This is a genomic window from Klebsiella sp. EMBS2024, assembly GCF_036233805.1.
GTDB classification, from domain to species: Bacteria; Pseudomonadota; Gammaproteobacteria; order Enterobacterales; family Enterobacteriaceae; genus Klebsiella; species Klebsiella pneumoniae.
In genome coordinates this window covers 244,561-252,924 of sequence record NZ_JAZARW010000001.1, presented here as the reverse complement: position 1 = coordinate 252,924, position 8,364 = coordinate 244,561, and the positions used below count along the sequence as shown (strand labels likewise).

Annotated in this window: 6 protein-coding genes, 2 tRNA genes and 2 rRNA genes (1 of these 10 only partly in view); 5 read left to right on the top strand and 5 right to left on the bottom strand. The window is 53.5% G+C overall.

Going from position 1 to position 8,364, the window contains the following annotated elements; all coding sequences use genetic code 11:
- The 5 genes from VZP09_RS01165 to gmhB all read right to left on the bottom strand — a co-directional run.
- Positions 1–1,459, bottom strand: a 23S ribosomal RNA gene (locus VZP09_RS01165) (it extends 1,443 nt beyond the left edge of the window).
- Between the two features lie 177 nt (positions 1,460–1,636).
- Positions 1,637–1,712: transfer RNA gene (locus tag VZP09_RS01160), tRNA-Ala, on the bottom strand.
- A gap of 36 nt (positions 1,713–1,748) precedes the next feature.
- A tRNA-Ile gene (locus tag VZP09_RS01155) sits at positions 1,749–1,825 on the bottom strand.
- A 69-nt stretch (positions 1,826–1,894) separates the two neighbouring features.
- A 16S ribosomal RNA gene (locus VZP09_RS01150) occupies positions 1,895–3,434 on the bottom strand.
- Together the 16S and 23S rRNA genes with 2 tRNA genes alongside form the textbook arrangement of a ribosomal RNA operon.
- A 368-nt stretch (positions 3,435–3,802) precedes the next feature.
- Entirely contained in the window at positions 3,803–4,369 is a 567-nt protein-coding gene (gene gmhB, locus VZP09_RS01145) for a D-glycero-beta-D-manno-heptose 1,7-bisphosphate 7-phosphatase (RefSeq protein ID WP_002889452.1), read from the bottom strand.
- Between the two features lie 188 nt (positions 4,370–4,557).
- Here gmhB and metN point away from each other — a divergent pair, with 188 nt between their 5' ends.
- From metN to tsaA, 5 genes are all read left to right on the top strand, one after another.
- Positions 4,558–5,589 (top strand): methionine ABC transporter ATP-binding protein MetN, encoded by a 1,032-nt coding sequence (gene metN, locus VZP09_RS01140; RefSeq protein WP_002889450.1) that lies wholly within the window; start codon positions 4,558–4,560, stop codon positions 5,587–5,589.
- Positions 5,582–6,235, top strand: coding sequence for a methionine ABC transporter permease MetI (locus tag VZP09_RS01135; protein ID WP_002889448.1), 654 nt, complete (start codon positions 5,582–5,584; stop codon positions 6,233–6,235). Before metN ends, VZP09_RS01135 begins: the two co-directional genes overlap by 8 nt.
- A 43-nt stretch (positions 6,236–6,278) precedes the next feature.
- Entirely contained in the window at positions 6,279–7,094 is an 816-nt protein-coding gene (metQ, locus tag VZP09_RS01130) for a methionine ABC transporter substrate-binding lipoprotein MetQ (RefSeq protein WP_002889445.1), read from the top strand.
- Positions 7,095–7,201: 107 nt separating this feature from the next.
- Positions 7,202–7,609: an Rcs stress response system protein RcsF gene (gene rcsF, locus VZP09_RS01125; RefSeq protein ID WP_328794846.1), complete on the top strand. Its 408-nt coding sequence runs from the start codon at positions 7,202–7,204 to the stop codon at positions 7,607–7,609.
- Positions 7,606–8,313, top strand: coding sequence for a tRNA (N6-threonylcarbamoyladenosine(37)-N6)-methyltransferase TrmO (gene tsaA / locus VZP09_RS01120; protein WP_032414548.1), 708 nt, complete (start codon positions 7,606–7,608; stop codon positions 8,311–8,313). Before rcsF ends, tsaA begins: the two co-directional genes overlap by 4 nt.
- The last annotated feature ends 51 nt before the right edge of the window (positions 8,314–8,364 follow it).

The following is an 8,364-nucleotide window of genomic DNA, read 5'->3' as shown; positions in this document are numbered from 1 at the left end:
GGACAACCGTCGCCCGGCTAACATAGCCTTCTCCGTCCCCCCTTCGCAGTAACACCAAGTACAGGAATATTAACCTGTTTCCCATCGACTACGCCTTTCGGCCTCGCCTTAGGGGTCGACTCACCCTGCCCCGATTAACGTTGGACAGGAACCCTTGGTCTTCCGGCGAGCGGGCTTTTCACCCGCTTTATCGTTACTTATGTCAGCATTCGCACTTCTGATACCTCCAGCATGCCTCACAGCACACCTTCGCAGGCTTACAGAACGCTCCCCTACCCAACAACACATAGTGTCGCTGCCGCAGCTTCGGTGCATGGTTTAGCCCCGTTACATCTTCCGCGCAGGCCGACTCGACCAGTGAGCTATTACGCTTTCTTTAAATGATGGCTGCTTCTAAGCCAACATCCTGGCTGTCTGTGCCTTCCCACATCGTTTCCCACTTAACCATGACTTTGGGACCTTAGCTGGCGGTCTGGGTTGTTTCCCTCTTCACGACGGACGTTAGCACCCGCCGTGTGTCTCCCGTGATAACATTCTTCGGTATTCGTAGTTTGCATCGGGTTGGTAAGTCGGGATGACCCCCTAGCCGAAACAGTGCTCTACCCCCGAAGATGAATTCACGAGGCGCTACCTAAATAGCTTTCGGGGAGAACCAGCTATCTCCCGGTTTGATTGGCCTTTCACCCCCAGCCACAAGTCATCCGCTAATTTTTCAACATTAGTCGGTTCGGTCCTCCAGTTAGTGTTACCCAACCTTCAACCTGCCCATGGCTAGATCACCGGGTTTCGGGTCTATACCCTGCAACTTAACGCCCAGTTAAGACTCGGTTTCCCTGCGGCTCCCCTATACGGTTAACCTTGCTACAGAATATAAGTCGCTGACCCATTATACAAAAGGTACGCAGTCACACCCGAAGGTGCTCCCACTGCTTGTACGTACACGGTTTCAGGTTCTTTTTCACTCCCCTCGCCGGGGTTCTTTTCGCCTTTCCCTCACGGTACTGGTTCACTATCGGTCAGTCAGGAGTATTTAGCCTTGGAGGATGGTCCCCCCATATTCAGACAGGATACCACGTGTCCCGCCCTACTCTTCGAGTTCACAACCTGTGCATTTTGGTGTACGGGACTATCACCCTGTACCGTCGGACTTTCCAGACCGTTCCACTAACACACAAGCTGATTCAGACTCTGGGCTGCTCCCCGTTCGCTCGCCGCTACTGGGGGAATCTCGGTTGATTTCTTTTCCTCGGGGTACTTAGATGTTTCAGTTCCCCCGGTTCGCCTCGTTAACCTATGTATTCAGTTAACGATAGTGCAACGAATTGCACTGGGTTTCCCCATTCGGACATCGCCGGCTGTAACGGTTCATATCACCTTACCGACGCTTTTCGCAGATTAGCACGTCCTTCATCGCCTCTGACTGCCAGGGCATCCACCGTGTACGCTTAGTCGCTTAACCTCACAACCCGAAGATGTTTCGTAAAACATCATCGTGTCGCGAAAATTTGAGAGACTCGAACACACNTNAACNGTGTGTCGTTTCAATTTTCAGCTTGATCCAGATTTTTAAAGAGCAAAACTTCGCAGTGCACCTTTTCAGGTTCACTCTGAAGTTTTCTTGTGTTCGCAGTAAAGATGGTGGAGCTATGCGGGATCGAACCGCAGACCTCCTGCGTGCAAAGCAGGCGCTCTCCCAGCTGAGCTATAGCCCCATCGTTTGCAACCTCTTCAAATTTGCTTCGCAAATTTGGTAGGCCTGAGTGGACTTGAACCACCGACCTCACCCTTATCAGGGGTGCGCTCTAACCACCTGAGCTACAAGCCTGTAGAGGTTTTTACTGCTGTTTTTCATCAGACAATCTGTGTGAGCACTGCAAAGGCAGGTTCTTTAAGGTAAGGAGGTGATCCAACCGCAGGTTCCCCTACGGTTACCTTGTTACGACTTCACCCCAGTCATGAATCACAAAGTGGTAAGCGCCCTCCCGAAGGTTAAGCTACCTACTTCTTTTGCAACCCACTCCCATGGTGTGACGGGCGGTGTGTACAAGGCCCGGGAACGTATTCACCGTAGCATTCTGATCTACGATTACTAGCGATTCCGACTTCATGGAGTCGAGTTGCAGACTCCAATCCGGACTACGACATACTTTATGAGGTCCGCTTGCTCTCGCGAGGTCGCTTCTCTTTGTATATGCCATTGTAGCACGTGTGTAGCCCTGGTCGTAAGGGCCATGATGACTTGACGTCATCCCCACCTTCCTCCAGTTTATCACTGGCAGTCTCCTTTGAGTTCCCGGCCGAACCGCTGGCAACAAAGGATAAGGGTTGCGCTCGTTGCGGGACTTAACCCAACATTTCACAACACGAGCTGACGACAGCCATGCAGCACCTGTCTCACAGTTCCCGAAGGCACCAAAGCATCTCTGCTAAGTTCTGTGGATGTCAAGACCAGGTAAGGTTCTTCGCGTTGCATCGAATTAAACCACATGCTCCACCGCTTGTGCGGGCCCCCGTCAATTCATTTGAGTTTTAACCTTGCGGCCGTACTCCCCAGGCGGTCGATTTAACGCGTTAGCTCCGGAAGCCACGCCTCAAGGGCACAACCTCCAAATCGACATCGTTTACGGCGTGGACTACCAGGGTATCTAATCCTGTTTGCTCCCCACGCTTTCGCACCTGAGCGTCAGTCTTTGTCCAGGGGGCCGCCTTCGCCACCGGTATTCCTCCAGATCTCTACGCATTTCACCGCTACACCTGGAATTCTACCCCCCTCTACAAGACTCTAGCCTGCCAGTTTCGAATGCAGTTCCCAGGTTGAGCCCGGGGATTTCACATCCGACTTGACAGACCGCCTGCGTGCGCTTTACGCCCAGTAATTCCGATTAACGCTTGCACCCTCCGTATTACCGCGGCTGCTGGCACGGAGTTAGCCGGTGCTTCTTCTGCGGGTAACGTCAATCGCCAAGGTTATTAACCTTAACGCCTTCCTCCCCGCTGAAAGTGCTTTACAACCCGAAGGCCTTCTTCACACACGCGGCATGGCTGCATCAGGCTTGCGCCCATTGTGCAATATTCCCCACTGCTGCCTCCCGTAGGAGTCTGGACCGTGTCTCAGTTCCAGTGTGGCTGGTCATCCTCTCAGACCAGCTAGGGATCGTCGCCTAGGTGAGCCGTTACCCCACCTACTAGCTAATCCCATCTGGGCACATCTGATGGCATGAGGCCCGAAGGTCCCCCACTTTGGTCTTGCGACATTATGCGGTATTAGCTACCGTTTCCAGTAGTTATCCCCCTCCATCAGGCAGTTTCCCAGACATTACTCACCCGTCCGCCGCTCGTCACCCGAGAGCAAGCTCTCTGTGCTACCGCTCGACTTGCATGTGTTAGGCCTGCCGCCAGCGTTCAATCTGAGCCATGATCAAACTCTTCAATTTAAGTTTGATGCTCAAAGAATTAAACTTCGTAATGAATTACGTGTTCACTCTTGAGACTTGGTATTCATTTTTCGTCCGAGGACGTTAAGAATCCATGTCACTTTGAGTGCCCACACAGATTGTCTGATAAATTGTTAAAGAGCAGTTGCGACGCGCTTTAGCGCTCTGTCGCGAGGTGGCGTATATTACGCTTTCCTCTTTCAGAGTCAACCCGTNNNNCAGGATTTTTCTCTGCAACCGAACCGGCTGTTTGTGTGAAGTGATTCACATCTGCCGTGTCGATGGAGGCGCATTATAGGGAGCTCTCCGGGAATGACAAGCGGAAAAATACAATTTTATTTCAACCGCTCATCTTTTAAACGCAACGCTTATTTTTGCTGCTTTTTAATCGCCGCCGGCAGCTCAGCCAGGCTATTTAGCACCCAATCCGCCGCTTTTTCCGCTTCTTCAGTCAGGGGCTTACCGGTGCGCACCAGTACTTTAGTCCCGACATCCGCAGCCGCTGCCGCCTGCATATCTTCCAGTTTGTCCCCTACCATATAAGAAGCAGCCATATCGATATGCAGATAGTCGCGGGCGGAAATCAGCATCCCCGGATGCGGTTTACGACAATCACAGGTCTGGCGGTACTCCTCAACCGCACCCTGCGGGTGATGCGGGCAATAGTAGATACCGTCGAGGTCGACGCCGCGGTCTGCCAGAGACCAGTCCATCCATTCGGTCAGCGTTTCAAACTGGGCTTCGGTAAATTTACCGCGGGCAATACCGGACTGGTTAGTGACCAGCACCAGCGCGTAGCCCATCTCTTTTAGTTCGCGCATCGCGTCAATGACGCCATCGATAAATTCAAAATTGTCGATTTCGTGGACGTAGCCATGATCGACATTAATAGTGCCGTCACGGTCGAGAAAAATTGCGGGTACTGACTTTGCCACCGGTTTGCTCCTGAAAAAGACTAGTGCCGCTAGTATCGCATGTTTCCGCATGCAAGAAAGTGCTCATTATAAAGAGTCAGATTGATTTAGACGTCTGGATGCCTTAACATCCATTTCATTGCCAGGCATCGCCTGGATACGGCAGAAGAAAATGCCACGGCAAACGGCTAAACGATAATAAATAACTGATGATTAAACTTTCCAATATCACCAAAGTATTCCAGCAGGGGAATCGCAGCATTCAGGCGCTGAATAACGTCAGCCTGCATGTCCCTGCCGGACAGATTTACGGCGTCATCGGTGCCTCCGGCGCCGGTAAAAGTACGCTGATTCGCTGCGTGAACCTGCTGGAGCGCCCGACCGAGGGCAGCGTACAGGTTGACGGTCAGGAACTGACTGCCCTGTCGGAGAAAGAGCTAACCCGCGCTCGCCGTCAAATTGGCATGATTTTCCAGCATTTTAACCTGTTGGCCTCGCGGACCGTTTTCGGCAACGTGGCATTACCCCTGGAGCTGGATAACACGCCGCAGGCTGAAATCAAACGCCGTGTCACGGAGCTGCTGGATCTTGTCGGCCTGGGTGATAAGCACGACAGCTACCCGGCCAACCTCTCCGGCGGCCAGAAACAGCGCGTGGCGATTGCCCGCGCGCTGGCCAGCAATCCTAAAGTATTGCTGTGCGATGAAGCCACCAGCGCCCTGGATCCGGCCACTACCCGTTCCATTCTCGAACTGCTGAAAGACATTAACCGTCGCCTGGGCCTGACCATCCTGTTGATCACCCATGAAATGGACGTGGTTAAACGTATTTGCGACTGCGTGGCGGTCATTAGTAATGGTCAACTGATCGAGCAGGACACCGTGAGCGAAGTCTTCTCCCATCCGAAGACGCCGCTGGCTCAGCAGTTTATTCAGTCCACTCTGCACCTCGATATTCCGGATGACTATCAGGCGCGCCTGAAACCTACCGCCACAGCGGATAGCGTACCGATGCTGCGCATGGAATTTACCGGCCACTCCGTCGATGCGCCGCTGCTCTCTGAAACCGCGCGTCGCTTCAATGTGAATAACAACATTATCAGCGCGCAGATGGATTATGCCGGCGGGGTGAAGTTCGGCATCATGCTCACCGAAATGCACGGTACACAGGAAGACACTCAGGCGGCCATCGCCTGGCTGCAGGAACATCATGTAAAAGTAGAGGTATTGGGTTATGTCTGAGGCAATGATGTGGCTGCTGTTGCGCGGCGTATGGGAAACGCTGGCAATGACTTTTGTCTCTGGCTTCTTCGGTTTTGTCCTCGGCCTGCCGGTGGGCGTGCTGCTGTACGTTACCCGTCCGGGGCAAATCGTCGCCAATGCCAAACTGTACCGTACGCTGTCGGCGCTGGTGAATATTTTCCGCTCCATCCCGTTCATTATCCTGCTGGTCTGGATGATTCCGTTTACCCGCGTGATCGTCGGTACCTCTATCGGCCTGCAGGCAGCGATTGTGCCATTAACAGTTGGCGCCGCGCCGTTTATCGCCCGCATGGTGGAGAACGCCCTGCTGGAAATCCCCACCGGCCTTATTGAAGCCTCCCGCGCGATGGGCGCCACGCCGCTGCAGATCGTGCGCAAAGTCCTGCTACCTGAAGCATTGCCGGGTCTGGTCAACGCCGCCACCATCACGCTCATCACGCTGGTGGGTTATTCCGCAATGGGCGGCGCGGTGGGCGCCGGTGGCCTGGGTCAGATTGGTTATCAGTATGGCTATATTGGATATAACGCCACCGTGATGAATACCGTACTGGTATTGCTGGTTGTTCTGGTTTATTTAATTCAATTCTCTGGCGATCGCATCGTCCGGGCTGTGACTCACAAATAACGTTATTGGCAGACAACACTCATTCTTACAGGAAGGAAATAACATGGCCTTTAATTTCAAAACTTTTGCGGCAGTTGGCGCGTTAATCGGTTCTCTGGCGCTGGTGGGTTGCGGTCAGGATGAAAAAGATCCGAATCATATTAAAGTCGGCGTTATCGTCGGGGCGGAACAGCAGGTCGCTGAAGTTGCACAGAAAGTAGCAAAAGAGAAGTATGGCCTTGACGTAGAACTGGTGACCTTCAACGATTACGTTCTGCCGAACGAAGCGCTGAGCAAAGGCGATATCGACGTGAACGCCTTCCAGCATAAACCGTATCTCGATCAGCAGATTAAAGACCGCGGCTATAAGCTGGTGGCTGTCGGTAACACCTTCGTCTACCCGATCGCGGGTTATTCGAAGAAAATCAAATCGCTGGACGAACTGCAGCCGGGCTCACAGATCGCCGTCCCTAACGATCCGACTAACCTCGGTCGTTCCCTGCTGCTGCTGCAGCAGGTCGGTCTGATTAAACTGAAAGACGGCGTGGGCCTGCTGCCGACCTCGCTGGACATCGTCGAGAACCCGAAAAACCTGAAGATTGTTGAACTGGAGGCGCCGCAGCTGCCGCGTTCCCTGGACGATGCGCAGATTGCGCTGGCCGTTATCAACACCACTTACGCCAGCCAGATTGGCCTGACCCCGGCGAAAGACGGCATCTTTGTTGAAGGTAAAGAGTCTCCTTACGTGAACCTGATTGTGGCGCGTGAAGACAATAAAGATGCTGAGAATGTGAAAAAATTCGTTCAGGCTTACCAGAGCGATGAAGTTTACGAAGCAGCGAACAAGATCTTTAACGGCGGTGCCGTGAAAGGCTGGTAATCTTTTCTCACCGTAATATCATTCAGGACGGGCTTCACGCCCGTCTTGTCATTTATGCAAGTACCTGATTCAATAACGCCCTGTTTTTTATTCATTGAGGAAATACTATGCGTGCTTTACCGATCTGTTTGTTAGCACTCATGTTAAGCGGTTGTTCCATGCTAAGCAGATCTCCCGTTGAGCCTGCTCAAAGCACTGCAACCCCGCCGGTTAAATCTGAGCCGAGCAAACCGCGCGCCACCCGCCCGGCCCCAGTACGTATTTACACCGATGCGTCAGAGCTGATTGGTAAACCGTTCCGCGATCTGGGTGAAGTATCTGGCGAGTCCTGCCAGGCTTCGAATCAGGATTCTCCGCCGAATATCCCCACCGCGCGCAAGCGCCTGCAAATTAATGCCGCGCGTATGAAAGCTAATGCCGTCCTGCTTCACCGCTGCGAAGTGACCAGCGGTACGCCAGGCTGCTACCGTCAGGCCGTTTGCCTGGGTTCAGCGCTTAACGTCTCGGCGCAATGAGCGCATTTCAGTTCGCGCAAATAGGCGTCATCCGTTCGCCGTATAAAGAGAAGTTTGCCGTTCCTCGCCAGCCAGGCCTGGTGAAACACGGCGGCGGAGAACTCCATCTGGTCGCGCCCTATAACCAGGCCGACGCCGTGCGTGGCCTGCAGAGTTTCAGCCATCTGTGGATCCTGTTTGTGTTTCATCAGACAATGGAAGGCGGTTGGCGTCCGACGGTGCGACCTCCCCGACTGGGCGGCAATGCGCGGATGGGCGTCTTCGCCACCCGTTCAACGTTTCGCCCTAATCCCATCGGCATGTCGCTCGTTGAGCTCAAGGGCATTCGCTGTCAGAAAGATCAGGTAATACTGGAACTCGGCAGCCTCGATCTCGTCGACGGGACGCCGGTGGTTGATATCAAACCGTATCTTCCTTTCGCCGAAGCCCTGCCGGACGCCAGCGCCAGCTATGCACAGCAGGCGCCGCTGGCGGGTATGAACGTCAGCTTTACGCCGGAAATAGACGCACAGTTACTCACGCTGGAAAAACGCTACCCGTATATCAAAGCGTTTATCCGCGAGGTGCTGGCGCAGGATCCGCGTCCGGCCTACCGAAAAGAGGAACAAGCGGGAAAAACGTATGCCGTCTGGCTGCTGGATTTCAACGTCCGCTGGCGGGTGACTGCCTCCGGTTTTGAAGTCTTTGCCCTCGAAGCGCGCTAATTTTATTTTCCTCTCTTTTGGCATCTTTGCCACACTGGTAAACTAAACCAC

Excerpts from the sequence above, each read along its gene's own strand:
- metN (WP_002889450.1), top strand. The coding sequence starts at position 4,558 with ATGATTAAACTTTCCAATATCACCAAAGTATTCCAGCAGGGGAATCGC.
- VZP09_RS01135 (WP_002889448.1), top strand. The coding sequence starts at position 5,582 with ATGTCTGAGGCAATGATGTGGCTGCTGTTGCGCGGCGTATGGGAAACG.
- metQ (WP_002889445.1), top strand. The coding sequence starts at position 6,279 with ATGGCCTTTAATTTCAAAACTTTTGCGGCAGTTGGCGCGTTAATCGGT.
- rcsF (WP_328794846.1), top strand. The coding sequence starts at position 7,202 with ATGCGTGCTTTACCGATCTGTTTGTTAGCACTCATGTTAAGCGGTTGT.
- tsaA (WP_032414548.1), top strand. The coding sequence starts at position 7,606 with ATGAGCGCATTTCAGTTCGCGCAAATAGGCGTCATCCGTTCGCCGTAT.